The sequence below is a fragment of the Kineosporia sp. NBRC 101731 genome (genome assembly GCF_030269305.1).
Lineage (GTDB): Bacteria > Actinomycetota > Actinomycetes > Actinomycetales > Kineosporiaceae > Kineosporia.
Genome location: NZ_BSTC01000019.1, coordinates 67817 through 87188 on the forward strand (window position 1 = coordinate 67817; position 19372 = coordinate 87188).

The 19372-nt window shown below is 69.4% G+C and carries 22 protein-coding genes; 15 read left to right on the forward strand and 7 right to left on the reverse strand.

Annotated elements, in window-relative coordinates; all coding sequences use genetic code 11:
* Positions 1-21 precede the first annotated feature (21 nt).
* The 8 genes from QSK05_RS32810 (at position 22) to QSK05_RS32845 (ending at position 6890) form a co-directional block, all read left to right on the forward strand.
* Positions 22-1038, forward strand: a complete 1017-nt coding sequence (locus QSK05_RS32810; RefSeq protein ID WP_285601290.1) for an ArsR/SmtB family transcription factor — start codon at positions 22-24, stop codon at positions 1036-1038.
* Positions 1035-1757: a GntR family transcriptional regulator gene (locus tag QSK05_RS32815; RefSeq protein WP_285601291.1), complete on the forward strand. Its 723-nt coding sequence runs from the start codon at positions 1035-1037 to the stop codon at positions 1755-1757. Before QSK05_RS32810 ends, QSK05_RS32815 begins: the two co-directional genes overlap by 4 nt.
* A 78-nt stretch (positions 1758-1835) precedes the next feature.
* Entirely contained in the window at positions 1836-3341 is a 1506-nt protein-coding gene (locus QSK05_RS32820) for an NCS1 family nucleobase:cation symporter-1 (RefSeq protein ID WP_285601292.1), read from the forward strand.
* Complete coding sequence (locus QSK05_RS32825; protein ID WP_285601293.1) at positions 3338-4069, forward strand: aspartate/glutamate racemase family protein; 732 nt, start codon at positions 3338-3340, stop codon at positions 4067-4069. The genes QSK05_RS32820 and QSK05_RS32825 overlap by 4 nt, the downstream gene beginning before the upstream one ends.
* Before the next feature lie 143 nt (positions 4070-4212).
* On the forward strand, positions 4213-4563 hold the full coding sequence (locus tag QSK05_RS32830) for a MerR family transcriptional regulator (RefSeq protein WP_285601294.1): 351 nt from the start codon (positions 4213-4215) through the stop codon (positions 4561-4563).
* A 50-nt stretch (positions 4564-4613) separates the two neighbouring features.
* Entirely contained in the window at positions 4614-5660 is a 1047-nt protein-coding gene (locus QSK05_RS32835) for an alkene reductase (RefSeq protein WP_285601295.1), read from the forward strand.
* A 95-nt stretch (positions 5661-5755) separates the two neighbouring features.
* On the forward strand, positions 5756-6682 hold the full coding sequence (locus QSK05_RS32840) for an SGNH hydrolase domain-containing protein (protein WP_285601296.1): 927 nt from the start codon (positions 5756-5758) through the stop codon (positions 6680-6682).
* A 4-nt stretch (positions 6683-6686) separates the two neighbouring features.
* On the forward strand, positions 6687-6890 hold the full coding sequence (locus QSK05_RS32845; RefSeq protein WP_285601297.1) for a hypothetical protein: 204 nt from the start codon (positions 6687-6689) through the stop codon (positions 6888-6890).
* On the opposite strand, the gene QSK05_RS32850 is transcribed toward QSK05_RS32845, so the two are convergent.
* Both QSK05_RS32850 and QSK05_RS32855 read right to left on the reverse strand, forming a co-directional pair.
* The gene (locus QSK05_RS32850) at positions 6887-7027 is read right to left on the reverse strand and encodes a hypothetical protein (protein ID WP_285601298.1); all 141 of its coding nucleotides are present in this window, start codon (positions 7025-7027) and stop codon (positions 6887-6889) included. The genes QSK05_RS32845 and QSK05_RS32850 overlap by 4 nt on opposite strands.
* A gap of 88 nt (positions 7028-7115) precedes the next feature.
* Entirely contained in the window at positions 7116-7508 is a 393-nt protein-coding gene (locus tag QSK05_RS32855; RefSeq protein ID WP_285601299.1) for an ASCH domain-containing protein, read from the reverse strand.
* Positions 7509-7597: 89 nt separating this feature from the next.
* On the opposite strand from QSK05_RS32855, the gene QSK05_RS32860 reads away from it, so the two are divergent.
* From QSK05_RS32860 to QSK05_RS32880, 5 genes are all read left to right on the forward strand, one after another.
* Positions 7598-8293, forward strand: a complete 696-nt coding sequence (locus QSK05_RS32860) for an ABC transporter ATP-binding protein (RefSeq protein WP_285601300.1) — start codon at positions 7598-7600, stop codon at positions 8291-8293.
* Positions 8290-9009 carry a hypothetical protein gene (locus tag QSK05_RS32865; RefSeq protein ID WP_285601301.1) on the forward strand — a complete coding sequence of 240 codons (720 nt, stop codon included), beginning with the start codon at positions 8290-8292 and terminating at the stop codon, positions 9007-9009. The genes QSK05_RS32860 and QSK05_RS32865 overlap by 4 nt, the downstream gene beginning before the upstream one ends.
* Positions 9006-10205, forward strand: coding sequence for a sensor histidine kinase (locus QSK05_RS32870; RefSeq protein ID WP_285601302.1), 1200 nt, complete (start codon positions 9006-9008; stop codon positions 10203-10205). Before QSK05_RS32865 ends, QSK05_RS32870 begins: the two co-directional genes overlap by 4 nt.
* Positions 10202-10861 (forward strand): response regulator, encoded by a 660-nt coding sequence (locus tag QSK05_RS32875; RefSeq protein ID WP_285601303.1) that lies wholly within the window; start codon positions 10202-10204, stop codon positions 10859-10861. Before QSK05_RS32870 ends, QSK05_RS32875 begins: the two co-directional genes overlap by 4 nt.
* Positions 10862-11237: 376 nt before the next feature.
* The gene (locus tag QSK05_RS32880; RefSeq protein ID WP_285601304.1) at positions 11238-11684 is read left to right on the forward strand and encodes a hypothetical protein; all 447 of its coding nucleotides are present in this window, start codon (positions 11238-11240) and stop codon (positions 11682-11684) included.
* A 74-nt stretch (positions 11685-11758) separates the two neighbouring features.
* Here QSK05_RS32880 and QSK05_RS32885 read toward each other — a convergent pair whose 3' ends face one another.
* From QSK05_RS32885 to QSK05_RS32900, 4 genes are all read right to left on the reverse strand, one after another.
* Positions 11759-12679: an ABC transporter permease gene (locus QSK05_RS32885; RefSeq protein ID WP_285601305.1), complete on the reverse strand. Its 921-nt coding sequence runs from the start codon at positions 12677-12679 to the stop codon at positions 11759-11761.
* A complete protein-coding gene (locus QSK05_RS32890) occupies positions 12672-13874 on the reverse strand; it encodes a quaternary amine ABC transporter ATP-binding protein (protein ID WP_285601306.1) in 1203 nt (400 codons plus the stop codon). The genes QSK05_RS32885 and QSK05_RS32890 overlap by 8 nt, the downstream gene beginning before the upstream one ends.
* Entirely contained in the window at positions 13871-14872 is a 1002-nt protein-coding gene (locus QSK05_RS32895; protein WP_285601307.1) for an ABC transporter substrate-binding protein, read from the reverse strand. The genes QSK05_RS32890 and QSK05_RS32895 overlap by 4 nt, the downstream gene beginning before the upstream one ends.
* 481 nt (positions 14873-15353) lie before the next feature.
* Entirely contained in the window at positions 15354-16238 is an 885-nt protein-coding gene (locus QSK05_RS32900; RefSeq protein WP_285601308.1) for a LysR family transcriptional regulator, read from the reverse strand.
* Between the two features lie 153 nt (positions 16239-16391).
* On the opposite strand from QSK05_RS32900, the gene QSK05_RS32905 reads away from it, so the two are divergent.
* Positions 16392-16919 carry a calcium-binding protein gene (locus QSK05_RS32905; RefSeq protein WP_285601309.1) on the forward strand — a complete coding sequence of 176 codons (528 nt, stop codon included), beginning with the start codon at positions 16392-16394 and terminating at the stop codon, positions 16917-16919.
* A gap of 54 nt (positions 16920-16973) precedes the next feature.
* On the opposite strand, the gene QSK05_RS32910 is transcribed toward QSK05_RS32905, so the two are convergent.
* Positions 16974-17363 carry a DUF2500 domain-containing protein gene (locus QSK05_RS32910; RefSeq protein ID WP_285601310.1) on the reverse strand — a complete coding sequence of 130 codons (390 nt, stop codon included), beginning with the start codon at positions 17361-17363 and terminating at the stop codon, positions 16974-16976.
* A 184-nt stretch (positions 17364-17547) separates the two neighbouring features.
* Between QSK05_RS32910 and QSK05_RS32915 the strand changes: the two genes are divergently transcribed.
* Positions 17548-19185: a dihydroxyacetone kinase subunit DhaK gene (locus tag QSK05_RS32915; RefSeq protein ID WP_285601311.1), complete on the forward strand. Its 1638-nt coding sequence runs from the start codon at positions 17548-17550 to the stop codon at positions 19183-19185.
* The last annotated feature ends 187 nt before the right edge of the window (positions 19186-19372 follow it).

Sequence of the window (19372 nt, forward strand, 5' to 3'; positions counted from 1 at the left end):
ATAGATATAGCGTTGCGCTTCATGATGACGAGGTACGTCCTGGCCCCGATGGACCTCGCCGAGGTCCGGTTCGCGGTCTCCCCACTGAACGAACTGGCCCTCTCCCTGAAGAGTTTCCGCGATCCCGGCCGTAACCCGCTGCATCTGAACTGGATCCGCGAGACCCAGGCGGCACGCGCCGGTCTCGACGACGAGGTGCTGCTGGCGATGACCAACGACCGGCTCTGGCTGCCCGATCTGCTCACCTCCCGGCCGCACCAGCCGCTGTCCCACATCGATCAGCAGCTCGACGCGCTGGCGGACGTACCGCCCCGACGCTTCCTGCACGACCTCGCCGTGGTACACCCGAAGGGCTTGCCGGCCGCGGTGTCCGGGCGCCCGTCGAGTGTGCGCCGCCGGGTTGTGGCAGCCCTGCGCGAGTACTGGGAGGCCTGCCTGGAACCGTACTGGCCCCGCCTGCGGCAGCTGCTGGAGGCCGACGTGGCCCATCGGGGCCGGGAGATGGTGCGGCACGGCTCGGCCCGGATGTTCGACGGTCTCTCCCCCACGATCCGGCTGCGCGACCGGGTCCTGGAAATCCGCCTGAGCACGTCGAAGGGGTTCACCCGCAGCACCGACGGCAGTGGTCTCACACTGATCCCCACCGCTTTCACCCGCACCGCGATGACCCCCACCCAGTCCACCGAGGAGCCGCACGTGATCTACGCGGCCCGGGGCGTGGGCACGCTCTGGCAGCCCACACCCCCGGTCTCGACCCGCGCGCTGTCCGCCCTGATCGGCCGGGTCCGGGCCGAACTGCTGGCCGAGCTGGCGGTACCGGCCTCGTCCACCGAACTCGCGTCCCGCCGCCGCACCACCCCGGCCGCCGTCAACCAGCATCTGCGCGCCCTCCGGGACGCCGGGCTGCTCACCTCCGACCGGTCCGGCCGGTCGGTGCTCTACCGGCAGTCAGACCTGGGCGAGGCCCTGGTGACCCGCTCGGGCACCGGTGACCGGCGTCCCCCGGCACCCCCGCACCCCGATACCGTGCGCGGATGAGCCACGGACGGCGTTCAGCACTGCTCGACCAGCTCGAGCCACGCCGGACCGGCAGCCCGCAGCAGGTGATCCTCGACGAGCTGCGGCGCGTGATCCTCGACGGCGGGGTGCCGCCCGGTACCCCGATCCCGCTGGCCGAGGTGGCGGCGCTGTTCGGGGTCAGCCCGATCCCGGTGCGCGAGGCCCTGAAGACGCTGGTGGGTGAGAACCTGGTGGCGCACCGGCCGAACGCCGGCTACGTGGTGGCGCAGCTGACCCGCCGCGAGCTGGCCGAGATCTACCTGGTGCGTGGGGTGCTGGAGTCAGCGGCGTTGCGGGCGGCGATCGAGACGGCAACGCAGGACGACGTGGTCGCCGCCCGGGGGGCCCATGCGGCGCTCGAGGCGCTCCAGACCGACTGGGACCCGCGCAGTTATCACCGGGAGAGCCGGCACTTCCACTTGGCGCTGATCATTCCCTGCCGGATGCAGCGCCTGCTGCGGATGTTCGAGTCGGCGTGGAACGTCACCGAGCCGTTCCAGCCGATGCGCTGGCTGGAACCCTCGGCCCGGGAACTCCTGCACGGGGAACACACTGCCATGCTGGAGGCCTTCGTCGCGCGCGACGGTGACGCGCTGCTCGACGTGGCCGCGCGGCATCATCAGCGCCTGGAATCCGTGATCGCGGTGTTGCCGGAGCGGGCGGGACTGCTGGCCGACCCCGACGGGGAAGATATATGAACTGCGTCATCGGCCAGCAACAATCCGCGCCTAGCGTCATCAGGGCCCCTTCCCCCTGATGCCCGCCGGGAGCAGACCATGGCCGAAGACCTCTCAGTCCACCTGACCCCCGATCATCCGGCCGGTGTGCCGTTGATCAAAGACGGTTACGACCCCCGCCTCACCAATGCCGACCTCGCGCCGCTGGCCGAGCAGAAGTGGGGCACGTACAACATTTTCGCGTTCTGGATGTCCGACGTGCACAGCGTCGGCGGCTACGTCACCGCGGGCAGCCTCTTCGCGCTCGGCCTGACCTCCTGGCAGGTTCTCGTCTCGCTGGTCGTCGGCATCGTCATCGTCCAGTTCTTCTGCAACCTGGTGGCGAAACCCAGCCAGGTGTCCGGGGTTCCGTACCCGGTGATCTGCCGCGCGCCGTTCGGTGTGAAGGGCGCGAACATCCCGGCCATCATCCGCGGCTCGATCGCGGTGGCCTGGTACGGCATCCAGACCTACCTGGCCTCGGCCGCGCTCGACGTGGTGCTGGTGCGCCTGTTCGACGGTCTCGCGCCCTATGCCGACGCCTCGCAACACGGCTTCCTCGGGCTCTCGACCCTCGGCTGGGGCACGTACGCCCTGCTCTGGGTCCTCCAGGCGGGCGTGTTCTGGATGGGCATGGAGAGCATCCGCCGGTTCATCGACTTCTGCGGACCGGCCGTCTACGTGGTGATGTTCGCGCTCTGCGGCTACCTGCTGTGGAAGTCGCAATGGCACGTGTCGCTGAACCTGTCGTCGGAAAATCTGACCGGCTGGAACGTGGTCACCACCATGCTCTCGGCGATCGCCCTGGTGGTCTCCTACTTCTCCGGGCCGATGCTGAACTTCGGCGACTTCTCGCGGTACGGGCGCAGTTTCGATGCGGTCAAGCGCGGCAACTTCCTCGGCCTGCCGGTGAACTTCCTGGTGTTCTCCATCCTCACGGTGGTCACCGCGGCCGCCACCCTGCCGGTGTTCGGTGAGCTGATCACCGACCCGGTCGAGACGGTCTCGCGCATCGACAACACCTTCGCGATCGTGCTCGGCGCCCTGACCTTCACCACCGCCACGATCGGCATCAACATCGTCGCCAACTTCATCTCCCCCGCCTTCGACTTCTCGAACGTCAGCCCGCAGCGGATCAGCTGGCGGATGGGCGGCATGATCGCGGCGGTCGGCTCGGTGATCCTGACCCCGTGGAACTGGTACGACAACGACGACGCCATCCACTACACGCTGGGTGTGCTCGGCGCCCTGATCGGCCCGCTGTTCGGCGTGCTCATCGCGGACTACTACCTGCTGCGCAACCAGCGGGTAGTGGTGGACGACCTGTTCACCCTGTCGGAGAGCGGAAGGTACTGGTATGCCGGTGGCTACAATCCCGACGCGGTGATCGCCACGGTGCTCGCCGGTGCCTTCTCGATCGCTTCCGTGATCGTGCCCAAAATGGTGGACGCGGGTCTGTGGGTGAGCGACTACAGCTGGTTCATCGGGTGCGGAATCGGTTTCGTGGCCTACTACGTCATCGCCGGGCGCATCAATTCAGCCACCCAGCAGGCCCTGCGCGCATGATCCTGCGGGTGGTCAACCCGAACACCACCGTCTCGATGACCGGCCTGATCGGGAGGGCCGCCCGGGCGGCGGCCTCACCCGGCACGGTCGTCGAGGCGGTGAACCCGGCGACCGGGCCGGTGTCGATCGAGAGCCACTACGACGAGGCCCTGGCCGTGCCCGGACTGCTGACCGAGATCGCCCGCGGCGAGGCCGACGGTTACGTCGTGGCCTGTTTCGGCGACCCCGGGCTGGACGCGGCCCGGGAACTGGCGCAGGGACCGGTGATCGGGATCGCCGAGGCCGCGATGCACGCGGCCTCGTTCCTCGGGCGCGGTTTCAGCGTGGTCACCACGCTGGCCCGTACCACCGGCCGGGCCTGGGACCTGGCCCGGGCCTACGGTTTCGGCGAGCGCTGCCGAGGCGTGCACAGCTGCGAGATCCCGGTGCTGGAACTGGAGACCGATCCGGCCGCCCGCTCGGTGATCACCCAGAAGTGCCGGCGGGCGCTGGAGGCCGACGGCTCCGACGCGATCGTGCTGGGGTGTGCCGGGATGGCCGATCTGTGCGCCGAGATCTCGGCGGTGATCGGGGCGCCGGTGGTGGACGGGGTCGCGGCGGCGACCGTGTTCACCGAGTCCTTGGTGCGGCTGGGGCTCAGCACGGGCAAGCATGGCGAGTTCGCGCGTCCACCGGCGAAGCCGTACACCGGCCTCCTGGGTCCTTGGAGCCTCGCCCGGCACACCTGACCTCAGGCCCTCGTTCGTGATCGTGCCATCCCCCAGCCTGATCACGAACAAGACGGTGGCCCCGCAGAACCCGGGGTTACGCTGGGACCTGACATCGACGTCCACCATTGGATCTCCGAAGCCTCACCCCGCAAGGAATATTGATGATCGCCATCGGTGAGCTGGCCCAGCGGGCCGGGGTGAGTGTGCGCGCCCTGCGCTACTACGAGGAGCAGGGACTGCTGGAGTCGTCGCGCAACGGACGCGGGCACCGAGAGTACCCGGAGTCCAGTGTCGAACGGGTGCGCGTCATACAGAACCTCTACGCCGCCGGGCTGTCCAGCCAGACCATCCTGGAGGTCTGCCCGCACCGCGAGACCGGGACCGCCGCGTACGGGGAGAGACTGGGCCGGTTGCAGACCGTGCGCGAGCAGCTCGACCACCGGGTCGGCGAACTACTCACGGCGCGGGCGCGGCTGGACGACGTGATTGATTCACTGCTGGCCGTGATGTAGCTCACGCCCGCTTGGACCTGACACCAACGTCAGCTTCTACGGTCCTCGGCATGACGAACGATCTCTTCAGTTCCTTCGACCTGTCCGGCCTGCGTCTGCCCAACCGCCTGGTGATGGCCCCGATGAGCCGCGTGCGCTCCAACCCCGAGGGCCTGGCCACGCCCTCGATGGCGGCCTACTTCGCGCAGCGGGCCACCGCGGGACTCCTGATCTCCGACGGCGTGCAACCCAGTCTCCAGGGGCAGGCCAACCCGCTCTCCGCCGGCCTGCACAACGCTGCCCAGGTCCAGGCGTGGAAGCAGGTCACCGGTGCGGTGCACACCAACGGCGGCCGGATCTTCGCCCAGCTGATGCACAGCGGGCGGATCAGCCACGAGGAGACCTCGGGGGTGCAGCCGGTCGGCCCCTCGGCCGTCGCCGCCCGCAACACCATGATCTTCACACCGAAGGGCCTGCTACCGGCCCCGGTGCCGCGGGCGCTCAGTACCTCGGAGGCCGCGGCCGAGGCCCTCGTCTTCGCCGACGCCGCCCGCCACGCTGTCGAGGCCGGTTTCGACGGGGTCGAGCTGCACGGCGCCAACGGTTACCTGATCGGCCAGTTCCTCTCCAGCAGCGCGAATCACCGCACCGACGTCTACGGCGGTTCCATCACGGGCCGCATCCGTTTCGCCGTCGAGGCGGTCGCCGCGACCGTCGACGCGATCGGGGCGTCGCGCGTCGGCATCCGTCTCTCCCCCGGGGCGGGGATCTGGGACGCCGTCGAGGAGGACATCCCGCAGATGTACACGGCGCTGCTCTCCGAACTGGCACCGCTCGGCCTGGCCTACGTGCACCTGGTGGCGAGCACGCACGAGGAGACCCTGATCGGGCTGCGCCAGACCTGGCCGGGTGCGCTGATCGTCAATCCCGCGGGGCAGTCCGCCGGGTACTGGCTGGAGCGGGGCGCCGACCTGGTCAGTTTCGGCCGGGCCTTCATCGCCAACCCCGACCTGGTGGAGCGGCTACGGGCCGGGCTGCCGCTGGCGACGGCCGACGAGGAGACCTACTACACGGGCGGCGACAAGGGTTATCTGACCTACCCGGGACACGCCTACTGACGTGGTGGCGCGGCCTTCACCCGAATTGACGCGCTCGCCCGATCCTCCACACTGGGTTCCGGCCGGAACCCCGATCCAGGAGGACGACACCGCGCATGACCAGGTTCGTCGCGCGTGCCGTCGGCCTGCTCGGTCTGATCCTCGTCCTGACCGCCTGTGCCCCGGACGCCCGGCCACTGTCCGGCGCCTCCCCGGGCGTGGCGATCACGCCGGACCCGGCCCAGGCGAAGAAGGACGCGGGTGACCTCTACGCCCGGGGCTGTGCCTCGGGCTATCGGGGCACCGTGGTGCATCCGTGCGTCTTCGCCGATTCCGCGACCGACGGCTCTCCTCTGGTCGTCGCGGTGGGGGACTCCAAGACGGCCCAGTGGGTGCCCACGCTCCAGGCCCTCGCCGCCCGGCACCACTGGAAGCTGATCACCATGACGAAGTCCGGGTGCGCCTTCTCCGACATCCACCGGGTGCGGGTGGGCAAGGAGTACCGCACCTGCATCAGCTGGAACGCCTCGGCCCTGCAGCGGGTGCTCGCGCTGCGGCCCGCCCTGGTGGTGACCACCGAGCTGGACCACTACCCGACGATGGTGAACGGAAAACCGTTGAAGGGTGCCGCCAACCGGGCGGAGATGGTGCGGGGCCTGAGCACCCGGATCAACCGGGTGAAGGCCGCCGGCATCCCGGTGGTGACCGTCGCGGAGACGCCCCGCATGGGCTTCGACGCGGCGGCCTGTGTGCAGGCCCACCCCGGCCGTCCGGACGTCTGCTCCCGGCCACGCGAACAGGTGCTGGGCGGCGCCGGGGTGGTCAGCGCCGCAGCCGAGCGCAGCGGTGTGCCGGTCATCGACCTGACCAGCCACTTCTGCTCGGCCACGACCTGCCCGGCGGTGCTGGGCAGCCTGCTGGTCTACCGCGACGACCACCACATCACCGCCACCTTCGCCCGCAGCCTGGCCCCGTCGTTCGAGGCCGGGCTGCAGCGCGGCCTGACGCCCGCTCTGGCGCAGGAGCTGCTGACCTATAGTTGAGCGGGTGCTGGAAGCCGTACTCCTGATCATCGTCCTGATCGCCGCCGTCGTCGTGATGGGTCTGACGCTGCGCGTCGTGATCACGGCGGTGAAGCAGTCGCGGCGCGGCTACGTGCCCACCGAGGAGCAGCGACAGCAGATCATGAAGCTCGGCGGGGCCGGCCTGATCCTCACCCTGATCGTGCTCCTGATCCCCTCCCTTTTCTAAGGGCGGTAAGCCACCAGAATCCCGCCGATCAGGAACAGCACGATCGCCGCCGGGAACAGGTTCCCGGCGAACGCGAGCCCGGCCGCGACGAACAGCGCCACCACGCACGACACCCACACCCACGCCGACGTCTTCATCCGCGATCTCCCCACGCTCCGGCCCGCGCCCTCACACTACGTCGCAGTGGCCGGATTGCCCAGGTTCGCAAGACCCTCCCGGACGGGTTCAGAGCAGGTCGAATCCCACGCAGACGACCGGGGTCGCGTCGGTGATCGCGTTCCCACCGCGCTCCCAGAACGCCCGGTGCGCCACGGCCCACTCCCGCCGGCCGGCGTACCCCTCCCCCTCCGACCGCGCGAACTCGTCGCTGACCGCCCCGAACGCCACCACGTCCACCGCCGTGATCCGGATCCGCCCGATCTCGGTGATGTCGTCGTCGACGAGCACCATCACCTCGCCGACCCGCTCGAGTTCCTCACCCTCGTCCGCGTACTCGGACAGCAGCCCGGCGGTGCCCCGCTTCGGCCCGGCCAGCACCAGCCCGGTCAGCTCCTTGCGCATCGCCCCCGGCGTGCCGATCTCCATCGTCCGCAGCCCGTCGATCCGTGGCCAGCCCATGGTCCCCTCCTTCTCGTCCCTGGGTCGCAGACGGATATCCGTCCTGCGGCCGAAGAGACGCACCCGTCGTCGAGATCAGCCTGGACGGTATGACATCGACAGCAGTGATCCAGGCCGAAGGACTGACGAAACGGTACGGCCGCCGCACGGTGGTCGACGACGTGTCGTTCGGCGTGCGGGCCGGGGCCGTCACCGGGTTCTTCGGGCCCAACGGCGCGGGCAAGACCAGCCTGCTGAAACTCCTCACCGGCCTGGCCCGGCCGACCCACGGGCGCGCGCTCCTGAACGGCCGGCCGCTCGGCACCCCGGGAGCACGGCAGGTCGGGGTGTACATCGAACCCTGCGGTGCCCATCCCGGCCGCACCGGCCGGGCCCATCTGCTCTCCCTCGCGCGGATCGCGGGACTGCCGCGTCAACGGGTGGACGAGGCACTCACCGAGGTCGGTCTGCAGGACGCCGCCCGGCGTCGGGTGGGCGGTTACTCGCTGGGCATGCGCCAGCGGCTCGGCCTGGCGGCGGCGCTGCTGGGCGATCCGCCGGTGCTGGTGCTGGACGAGCCGGTCAACGGGCTGGACCCGGCCGGGATGCGGTGGCTGCGGCAATTGCTGCACGAGAGGGCTTCCCACGGCGGCACGGTGTTGCTGTCGAGCCATGTGCTGAGCGAGGCGGACCGGACCGTGCACGACGTGATCGTGATCGACCGGGGCCGGATTCTGCACCAGGGCCCCCGCCCCGACTCGCTGGAAGACCTGTTCTTCAGCCTCGTGGACGGGAGCGCATCATGATCGGCATCCTGCGCGGTGAACTCGGCAAGACCCTCACCACCCGCACGCTCTACGCCTTCGTCCTGGTCAGCGCCGGGTTCGGGGCGCTCAATGCACTGGTGGTCGGGGCCGCGTCCGGTGACCTGGACTCGCTGCCGGAGAAGAAGGAGGCCCTGACCTGCTTGCCCGTGCTACTGCTCGTCTGGGGGCTGGTCGGTGTCGCGGGTGAGTACCGGCACCGCACCGCGGCTCCCGCGGTGCTGGCCTCCGGCCGGGCCCGCCAGACCGTGCTGGCCCTGCGCATCCTGGTCCACACCGCGACCGGCCTCGCGCTCGGCGTGATCACCTCCGCGGTATCCGTCGCGATCGCGCTCCCGCTGGTCGGCGACATGCCCGGCGAGCCACTGAGCACCGGTGACGTGCGCGACGTCGTGGCCGCCAACCTGGCGGCGTCCGTGCTGGCGACTGTCTTGGGCGCGGCACTCGGCGCTGTGATCCGCAACCAGATCGCCGGGGTGGTGACCGCGCTCGTGCTCGACTTCGCCGTCGTGCCTCTGCTCGGCGGTGTGAACGAGGGCCTCGCGAACCTGACGCCCTTCGGCGCGGCCTCGGTACTCTCGGGCATGACCCACCACACCACGCTGACCGTGCCCCAGGCCGGCCTGGTGCTGACGGCCTGGAGCGTGGTCGGCGTGATGGCCGCGCTGATCTGCGAGAGGTGGCGGGACCTGGCATGACGACGAGCGCCGCGCCGTTCCTGGAGCGGGCCGCAACCGGCATCGCGACAGGACTTCCCGGCCTCGCCGACCGGTTCCACCTCGGCCCGCGCCGACGGGCTCTCCTCCTCGACCTCCCCCTGGTGATCGGAACCACCGGCATCGAGATCGGCCTGCTGTCAGACAGTCTCGGGGCCCCGGGCACTCCCCCACCGGGCTTCACCCTGGCCCTGACCGGGTGCGCGGGGCTCCTGCTCCTGCTCCACCGCCGCGCCCCGCTCGTCATGCTCGCCCTGATCCTCACGCTGGAAGCCGTGCTCGCGGCGGCGAACAGCTATCCGGGTGGCGCCCCGGCCCTGGTCGCGATGGGACTGGTGGCGCTGTACCGGGAACGCCGACGTGCCCTGCCCGCCCTGGCCGTCACGGCACTGGTGCTCCAGATCGGCTCGATCAGCGCGATCCCGGTTCCCGTCATCGCCTGGGCCGTCGGCGCCAACACCCGTAGCTACCTGCGTTACCTGGCCACGCTGGAGGATCGCAACCAGCAGATCGCCCGTCTCGCCGCCCAGACCGAGCGCACCGCGATCGCCCGCGAACTGCACGACATCGTGGCCCATTCCGTCACCGTGATGCTGCTCGGCGTGCGCGGGGCCCGCGACACCCTGCGCGCAGATCCGGACCTGGCCGAAGAGGCCCTGCGTCAGGTGGAGCGGAGCGGGGAACAGAGCATTGCCGAGCTGCGGCAGATGCTGGTGGTGCTGCGGGAGGACGGGCCCGGGGCGTCGTCCGGCCTGGCGCCCGCCCCGTCGATCGCCCAGCTACCGGCCCTGGTCGAGCAGCACCGTCGCACCGGCACGCCCGTCACCCTGCTCACCGTCGGCGAACCGGGAAACTACTCGGCCGCAACCGAACTCACGGTCTACCGGGTGGTCCAGGAAGGGCTGACCAATGCCGCCAGACATGCGGACGCCCCCGGCACCGTCGCGGTCACGCTCACCTTCGGTGAACGCCGACTGGAGGTTTCGGTGACCGACGACGGACGGCCACGGCCCCCCGCCCCGAGCCCGGGGACCGGCAGCGGGATCCCCGGCCTGCGTGAACGTGTGGCCGCAGCCGGTGGGCACCTGGAGGCCGGCCCGACCGCGGCCGGATTCCGCCTGGCCGCCGTCCTGCCACCCGAGCCGGAGCCCACCCGAACCGGAGCCCGCCGGACATGAGCATCCGCATCCTCCTCACCGACGACCAGGAACTCGTCCGCCTGGGACTTCGCCTGGTACTGAACGCCTTCGACGATCTGGAGGTGGTCGGCGAGGCGGCGGACGGCAACGAGGCCGTGGACCGGACCCGGCATCTGAAACCCGACGTCGTGCTCATGGACATCCGCATGCCACACACCGACGGCATCGCCGCCACCCGGACCATCACCGAGGCTTTCGGCCGAACCAGGGTTCTCGTCCTCACCACGTTCGAGGAGGACGAGTACGTGTTCGGCGCGATCCGGGCGGGCGCCGCCGGCTTCCTACTGAAAGATGCCTCCCGGGAGAAACTCGTCGAGGCGATCCGGGTGGTGCACCAGGGCGACTCGCTGCTCTCCCCCACCGTGACCCGGCGCCTGGTCGAGACCTTCGCCCGGCGCGGGGCCCCGATCGTCGCCTCCGCCCGGGCCGACAAGCTGACGGCCCGCGAGCACGAAACCCTGCGCCTACTGGCCAAGGGCCTCTCGAACACGGAGATCGGCGCCCACCTCCACGTCACCGAGGCCACGGTGAAGAGCCACGTCAGCAACCTGCTCCTGAAACTCGGGCTGCGCGACCGCGTCCAGGCCGTGGTATTCGCCTACGAGAACGGGCTCGTGGTGGCCGGGGAAGGGTGACCACGGGCTTCGGACCCTACCCGTCTGTTCTTGAGAGGATGACCACCGTGTACGTGACGCAGGACGCGCCCAGGGACTGGCCACGCCCGGTCCGCTCGAGAGCCACGATCAATGCGTCTTTCATCACGTCTCTGCTGACGTTGCTCTTCCTGGCGCTGGCTGTCAACAGAGTGCATGACGGTGACCTCGGGCAGGCTTTCGCCTACCTTACGAGCGCCTGCTACCTCGCCCACTTCGTGGCTCAGTTCCTCACCGGGATGCGACAGATCCGAGTCTCTTCCGATCCTCCCGGACGGGTGTCAACGACATCGGTGAACCGGGAACTGCCTTTCTTCATTCGTCACGCTTGTTCGTCTGGGTTCTGCCGTCCCTTGCCATGACGGCCATCGCCGCGATTGCGCTGGGAGTGACCCTGATCCGCCGGGATGTCCCCCGCAGCCTTCTGCTCGTTGTCGTCTGCTTCGTCGTTGCCGGTTTCCTGCTGTGGCTGTGCTTGTTCATCATTCGACGCGGCCGAGGAGCACTGGTGCTGACGCCGAGTGGCGTTTACCACCGGACCGGTCTGACCGATCAGTTCACACCCTGGGACACCATCACCGATGTGCGTGCCCGGAACGGTCCGGCCCCGTCGTTCGTCATCGAATTCGCCCTGACCGCCGATCTTCGGGCCCGCAGTTCCCTGGGCCGGCTCGGTGACGATGTCAGGACACTGCCGCGCATCGTCTGCCCGGCCGCTACGTTCCGCAGCCAGACGGTTCCTGCTTACCGCACCGTCCGCTACTACTTCGAGAATCCCGACCGACGGCACAAGATCGGCCGGTAGGACTGACCACAGAATGAGGGACGCCTACCAGCCCGCGGGCTGGTAGGCGTCCCTCATTATGTGGCGGAGTCAGATCACACAGCAGCCAGTTCACGGGCCTCGGCGGGCTGGACCTGGGCCTGCTCGAGGCCCTCGGACGCCTTGCGCTTGGGCCACCAGGACGGGTTGCCCCGGCCCTGACCGCCGAGCGCGGCCGAGACGCGGTCGAGGTAGATCGCGAGGACGACCACGGCCAGGCCGCCTTCGATCGAGTCACCGATCGCCAGGCTCTGCACCGAGGAGACCACGATGCCACCCAGGCCCTCGCCACCGACCAGACCGGCGACGACGACCATCGACAGGGCCAGCATGATCACCTGGTTGACGCCGGCCATGATCGAGGCCCGGGCCAGCGGAAGTTGCACCTCTCGCAGGATCTCCCAGCGGGATCCTCCGAAAGCGGCTGATGCCTCGACGGTCTCGGGGTCGACCTGGCGAATACCGAGCTGGGTCAGGCGCACGGCGGGCGGGGCGGCGAACACGATCGTCGCGATCATGCCCGGCACCGCGCCGATGCCGAAGAACAGCACCGTCGGCAGCAGGTACACGAAGGTCGGCACCGTCTGCATGAAGTCGAGCAGCGGGGCCACGATCGCCCGGACCACCGGGTTGAACGCCGACCAGATGCCCACCGGGATACCGATGGCGAGCGCGATGATCGTGGCCACCAGCACGGTGGCCAGGCTCTGCATGGTCTCGTACCACAGGCCCATCGAGTCGACCACCAGCAGGCCGATCACGAGCAGAGCGGTGAGCCCGATGCGACGGGTGATGACCAGGGCGACGACGGCGAACACGATCGTCATCGGCACGGGCTGAAGCCCGGCCACGATGTCGTAGGTCCAGCGCAGCAGGTGGCTCAGCCAGGTGGTGAGGAAGTCGAAGAGCCCTTCGAAATGCTCCTGGAACCACCGGATGACATCTTCGCCGTACTGACCGATCTTCAGATCAGGCATTGACGGTCGCCTCCTCTCGGACCTCGGGAACACTCGACAGGCTGGACAGGATCGCGGCGCGGGGCACGACGCCGGCCAGCTTGCCGTCTTCGTCGACGACGGTCACCGGCACGACCTGACGGCCGGCCAGGTGCATGAAGTCGCCGATCACGGCGTCCGGCTTCACGGCGTGGTAATCCTTCGTGACCGCGCCGGACAGGTCTTTCTGCCCGCGGCTGATGGCCTCGTGCAGGTGGGTGTCGGTGACGACGCCGAGCAGGTGCCTGTCGTCCTTGAGCACGAAAGCGCCGTTGGCCTCGTTGTCGGCCAGTTTCGTGAGCGCGGTCCGGGGTGATTCGTCCACCGCGAACGTCAGCAGCGCCGGGCGCATCAGGTCGGTGGCGGTGAGCACCCGGGCCCGGTCGACGTCGGCCACGAACTCGCTGACGTAGTCGTCGGCGGGCCGGGCCACAATCTCGACCCCGGCGCCGGTCTGCACGACCTTGCCGTCGCGCATCACCATGATCCGGTCACCGATCCGCATGGCCTCGTTCAGGTCGTGCGTGACGAAGACGGTGGTGCGCTTGTCCTCGGCCTGCAGCTGCATGAGCAGGTCCTGCATGTCGCGGCGGATCAGCGGGTCGAGAGCCGAGAACGGCTCGTCCATCAGCAGGATCGGCGGGTCGACGGCGAGCGCCCGGGCCAGGCCCACGCGCTGGCGCATACCGCCGGACAGCTCGTGCGGGTACTTCGAGCCCCGCCCGTTCAGCCCGACCCGGTGCAGCGCCGCGTCGGCCTTCTCGAACCGCTCGCTCTTGGAGATCCCGCGCACCTTGAGCCCGTACGCGGCGTTCTCCAGCACCGTGCGGTGCGGGAAGAGCGAGAAGTGCTGGAACACCATGCCGATCTTCTCGTTGCGGATCTGCCGCAGCCGGGAGTCCGGGATGCCCACGATGTCTTCGCCGTCGATGAGCAGCTGGCCGTTGCTCGGCTCGTTCAGACGGTTGATCATGCGCAGCACGGTGGACTTGCCGGAACCGGAAAGTCCCATCACGACGAACATCTCGCCGGTCTCGATGGTGAAGTTGACGTCGTGCGCACCGAGGTAGCCACCGGCCCGGGCCACCGCGGCGGCCGGGTCGTCACTGGCCAGCGCCCGGCGGGCCGCGCTGTCGCTCAGCCCGTAGGCCTTGCTCAGTCCCTTGCCCTCGATCATTTGAGGATCACCGACTCCGCGTCTTGACCGTCACTGGACTGCACACCCTTGAGGAACTCCCGGACCTTGTCCGGGTTGTCGTTGATCCAGGCCTTGGCGATGTCGGGCAGGGACTTACCGTCCTTGTCCTTGTCGTAGTAGAACTGGCCGGCCTCGTCCGTGGTGAAGGTCAGGTTCTTGAGGAAGGCCGCGATGTTGGGGTTGTCCGCGGCCCAGCCCTTGCGCGACACGGTGCGGATCTCACCGGCGCCGCCCCAGACCTTGTCCGGGTCCTCGAGGAACGTCGCGCCGAAGTCCACGGTCATCCAGTGCGGGCTCCAGCCCAGGAAGACGATGGCCTTGCCGGAGGAGTCGGCCTTCTGCACCTGGGTCAGCATGGCCGCCGTACCGCTGGCCACCAGCTTCCAGTCGCCCAGACCGTAGGCGTCGTCGTCGATGGCCTTCTGGATCGTCTCGTTGCCGGGGGAACCGGCCTCGATGCCGTAGATCCGGCGGCCGAACTCGTCGCCGTGCTCGTCCAGGTCGGCCAGGGACGTGATGCCGAGGCGCTCGGCGGTCTTGGCGGGCACGGCCGGGGCGTACTCGGTGCCCTCGAGGATCGTGCTGGCGACCTCCACGTCACCGGCGTCGATCAGGTCGCCGTAGGTGGGCTCCTGCGAGGGCCACCAGTTACCCAGGTAGGCGTCCGCGTCGCCGGTGGACATGGCCTGGGCGCCGAGCTCGACCGAGACCTCGTCGACCTTCACCGAGTAGCCCAGACCCTCCAGGATCTGCTTGCTGATCTCGTTCTCGGCCTGGAGGTCGACCCAGGGCTGCTGGATCAGGGTGACGGACTCGGCGCCGCCACCACCGCCGTCGTCACCGCCACCGCTGTCGGCGACCAGGGCGAAGTCGCCCTTGTCCTGCGCGCTGGAGCAGGCCATGGTGGTCGCGACCGCCGTCACACAGACCGCGAGGGCCAGCATCCTGCGACCGCGGCGTATGCCGGGAGGCTTCATCGGACTTCTCCTTCTTCCGGTGCTGCTGCTGATGCTGCCGATTCAGTGGTCCACCCGGGCCGGAGCGTCGCAGAAACTGCGCCGGGCGGCCGCTCTTGGACCAAGACACGTCAAGGTGCGGCCGAAAGTTCATGTCCTGCAAGAAACCAGACCACCGCAGCAGATCTGGGCCCGGAAAGATCCGGTCCGGCTGGGCAGGTCATAGCTTCAGGCAGGGTTGTTCATCGGGTTCACGTCATCGTCGGCAAGTGGATACGGAACGCACCACCCTGCCAGGAAACGCGCCCGGAAGCTCGCTGGGGGCGAGAATTATGCGCCGGTTACCACACTTGATCCCCACGTCCGCATCGGGGGTGTCCGCGTCCGCGACCCATAGCTCCGTCCTCTCGACTGTCCCTGATCGTGGCAGCCGGGAGAACCAGGGTCGATAGTCCCGAACTGGAAAGAGAGACCAATTCTCTCTCAATCCTATAGAGATTATCTATGTCTCGTCACCGTACATCGTCGCCGCGAGGGTGCGGAAGTGCTGCCCCGGGCTGCTGAGCCCCCGCGCCCGCCAGATCAGGTGCACGGCCGCGACCGTCGGCCGACGCAGCGGCAGCACCCGGGCCCCGCGCTGGGCGGCGTCCTCGGCCAGGCCCTCCGGCAGCAGCGCGGCCCCGGCGCCGGCCAGCACCAGCGGGATCACCGCGGCCAGGTGCGCGGTCTCCACGGCCAGCTCCGACGCCTCGCCGGCCACCTGGAGTTCGGTGTCGAGCAGTTCCCGCAGCGCGGTGCCCCGCAGCGTACAGATCAGGCCGAGCGGTACCAGCTCCGTGACGCTCACCGTGGTCTGACCGGGCAGGGCGTCGGGCGGTAGCACCGCCACCAGCCGGTGCTCGACCAGCCACTGGCTCTCCAGCACCCCGGCCGGCGGGGTGCCGTCGACCAGGCCGAAATCCGCGTCGCCCGAACGCACCTGGTCGAGCACGTCGGAACGCCGCACCGGATCACTGATGCTGAACTGCACCGCCGGATGGGCCTGCCGGAACTCACCGATGATCTGCACCAGCGGCTCGACCGCCCACAAGGTGTTCGAGATGATCGTCAGCCGTCCGAACCCGATGTCCGTGACGCTGCGTACAGCGGTCGTGGCCAGCTGGAACGAACGCAGCGTGCGGCGGGCCGGCACCATCAGCGCCTGCCCGGCCGCGGTCAGGCGCACTCCCCGTCCGAGCCGCTCGAACAGCGGTGATCCCAGCTCCCGCTCGAGCAGGCCGATCGCGTGGGAGAGGCTGGGCTGGGCGATGGTGAGGGCCGCCGCGGCCCGGGTGAAACTCCCGCACTCCGCGACCGCGAGGAAATACTCCAGCTGTCGACGGTCCATCGGCCACAGAGTAGGCCTCACCTGTTACGTGTGAGGGTCTTACGACGACCCACTCTTCATGAGAGGGCTTTCATGTTCCTCTCCTCCTGCACTCACGCGCTCTGGGTGAACTTCTTCTGCCCGGAAGAACAACCGAGAAACCAGGAGACCGCCATGAAGCGCATGACCCGCACCCTTCCCCTCGCCGTCAGCGCCGCGGCCGCGCTCGGCGCCGGCACCCTCCTGCTCGCGGGCCCGGCCGCCGCTGCCACCCCCACCGCCTCGGCCGCCCACACCTGCAACGGGGTCAGGGCCACCATCGTCGGCACCGGCGGGGCGGACGACATCGAGGGCACCCGCGGCCGGGACGTGATCGTGGCGCTCGGTGGTGCGGACGAGATCGACGGCAACGGCGGCAACGACCTGATCTGCGGTGGGGCCGGTTCCGACGAGATCGACGGCGGCTCCGGCCAGGACGTGGCCTTCGGCGGGTCGGGGAACGACGAGATCGACGGTGACTCCGGAGCCGACCGGCTGCACGGTGGCCAGGGCCACGACGAGATCCAGGGCGGCTCCGGCACCGACCGGCTGTGGGGCAACTCGGGCAACGACCTGCTCGAGGGTGACTCCGGCAAGGACCAGCTCTCCGGCGGGGCCGGCCGCGACCGCGTCTACCAGGGCGAGGAGCCGGACAACGACTGAGCGGCCCGGGCCCGGTCTGAGCTCAGACCGAGTCCAGGCCGGTTCAGAAAGAGTTCAGCGGTCCTGAGGGGTGCGGTTGAAACCCTTGAAGCGGGTGCCCTGGTAGGTGACCTGACCGCGGTCGCCCTCCAGGAGCGTCCCCCATTGGTTCCCCTCGACCGGGAACTCGATGCGATCGTGCCCCTGGATCTCGAACGTCACGAAGTAACTGGTGTGCGAGTGATCGCTGGTGCGGTGGTGGTCCTGGCGCTTGGCCACGACCGCGCCGGGCACGGTGAGCACGGGCGCGGCGTTGTCCCGGCTCCGCTGCTGCATCCCCTGGACGGTGGCCTTGCCGATAGCCACCACGAAAGCAAGGAAGACCAGCGCGATCAAGCCCGCGATGGCGAAGAAGAAGTAGAAGAACGGGTCGATGGAACCATCGAAATCCCTGAATTCGTCCATCGAGGGCTCCTTGGGGGCGATCGGGGTGATCGGGTGATCGGGGTGGACGCGACACCGTACAGACGCGGCAAGGGTTCCGTTCGATGCAGGCGGGATCTGTGACGTGTGACGCCTGCGGCCTCAGGTGTCCCACAGTGCACTTCGATAGTGTCGAAGAGGATTCACGCCGCGCGAAGGAGCATTCATGGGCCACCTCGTCAACGATGTCGACCACGCCGTGCAGGACTCGATCGACGGGCTGGTGCGGGCCTCGGGCGGCAGATTGGCCCGGCTCGACGGTTATCCGGACATCAAGGTGGTCGTCCGCACCGATGCCCCGCGCGACCGGGTCGCCGTGGTCTCCGGGGGTGGGGCCGGGCACGAGCCCGCTCACGCGGGGTTCGTGGGTCAGGGTCTACTGACCGCCGCCGTCTGCGGTGACATCTTCGCCTCCCCGAGTGTGGACGCGGTGCTCGCCGCGATCGTGTCGGTCACCGGCGACGCGGGATGCCTGGTGATCGTGAAGAACTACACCGGCGACCGGCTGAACTTCGGCCTCGCCGTCGAGCGGGCCCGGGCCCTGGGCCTCGCCGTGGAGATGGTCGTGGTCGGCGACGACATCGCACTGCCCGACGCGCCCCAGCCGCGAGGTCTGGCCGGGACCCTGTTCGTGCACAAGACCGCCGGGGCCGCGGCCGAGTCGGGTGCCTCCCTCGCCGAGGTGGCCGCCGTCGCCGGGCGTGTGGCCTCCACCGCCAAGACGCTCGGCGTCTCCCTGACCGGTGTGGCCATCCCGGGCCGTCCCTACACCGAACGGGTCGAGCCGGGCACGGCCGAGCTGGGTCTCGGCATCCACGGCGAGCCCGGGGCCCACACCATCCAGCTGGAGGACGCGGCTGCTCTCGTGGCGTCGATGGCTTCCTCTCTCGAGGAGTCGGTGTCCGGGGGGCCGCTCGCCCTCCTGCTGAACAACCTCGGTGGCGTGGCCGCCCTGGAGCTCGGCATCGTGCTGCGCGACCTGCTCGCCACTCCCCTGGGAGCCCGGGCGTCGCTGCTGACCGGCCCCGCCCTGCTCATGACCTCGCTTGCGGCCCAGGGCTTCTCGGTCTCGGCCCTGCCGGTCGACGCCGAGCTGACCGCACTGCTCCAGGCCCCGGTGGCCGCACACATCGCCTGGCCGGGAGCCCTGCCGGTGGGTGAGGTCACCCTCGTCGAGGTGCCGGCCGTCGAGAACCCGACGTTCACCGCGTCCGCCGACCACGACGTCCGCACGCTCCTGACCGCCGTCTGCGACAGCATCATCGAGGCCGAGGGCATGCTCAACACCCTGGACTCGTACGTCGGTGACGGCGACACCGGCTCGACGTTCAGCACCGCCGCGCGCCGGGTGCTGGCCGGGCTGGACACCCTGCCCCTGGCCGAGCGACCCGCCCTCTTCTCCGCGCTCTCCGGCATTCTCGCCACCAGCATGGGCGGCTCCAGCGGGGTGCTCGGCTCGGTGTTCTTCGCCGCCGCCGGAACCGCCTCGGCACAGGGCGTTTCCGTGGCCGACGCGCTGCAGGCCGGGATCGGCGCGATGCAGCGCTACGGCGGCGCCTCGGTCGGCGACCGCACCATGCTCGACGCCCTGGTGCCGGCCGTCGCCGCCCTGTCGACCGGATCGGCCGCGGACGCCGCCGAGGCAGCCGAGAAGGGCTCCACCGCAACGGCTTCGATGACCTCCGCGCGCGCCGGACGATCGGCCTACGTACCCTCCGAGCACCTGGCCGACGTGCAGGACCCGGGCGCGGCGGCGATCGCGGTGATGTTCCGGGCCGCGGCCACCACCACCCCACCCGCCTGACACAAGCCGTCGCTTATTTTCTTCCGTGATCATGCAAAACCTCCCCAGCGTTCTAGAACAGTGGGCGCTGGAGTTCTAGAACTCCGGGGAGGTTTTGCATGATCACGGCCGATTGGGGGGCGGCCCCCCGGCGTACATCGCATGGCGTATGCGGCCGGTCCGGACCGCTCCGGATGCCATCTCGCGA